The organism is Marinobacter iranensis, assembly GCF_029207565.1.
Taxonomy (GTDB): domain Bacteria; phylum Pseudomonadota; class Gammaproteobacteria; order Pseudomonadales; family Oleiphilaceae; genus Marinobacter; species Marinobacter iranensis.
On sequence record NZ_JANCMW010000143.1, the window covers coordinates 1 to 273 of the forward strand.

A 273-nucleotide genomic window follows, 5' to 3' on the forward strand; every position below is an offset into this window, starting at 1 on the left:
CGATGTCGGCGCCGATCTGGCGAAGCAGTTTCACCGCTGCTTCCGCCGTACCGCCGGTCGCGATCAGGTCGTCGACCAGGATCACCTTCTCACCCGGCGCCACGCCGTCCTTGTGCATCTCCATCTCGTCCAACCCGTATTCCAGGCTGTACGCGACGCGCACCGTCTCATGCGGCAGCTTACCCTTCTTGCGGATTGGCACGAAGCCCGCCGAGAGCTGGTGCGCGATGGCACCGCCCAGGATGAAGCCGCGCGCCTCGATGCCGGCGATCT

The 273-nt window shown here is 65.9% G+C and carries 1 protein-coding gene; it reads right to left on the reverse strand.

The window, feature by feature from the left end:
* On the reverse strand, nucleotides 1-273 hold a 273-nt coding region (locus tag NLU14_RS21800), incomplete at both ends, for an adenine phosphoribosyltransferase (RefSeq protein ID WP_275710549.1).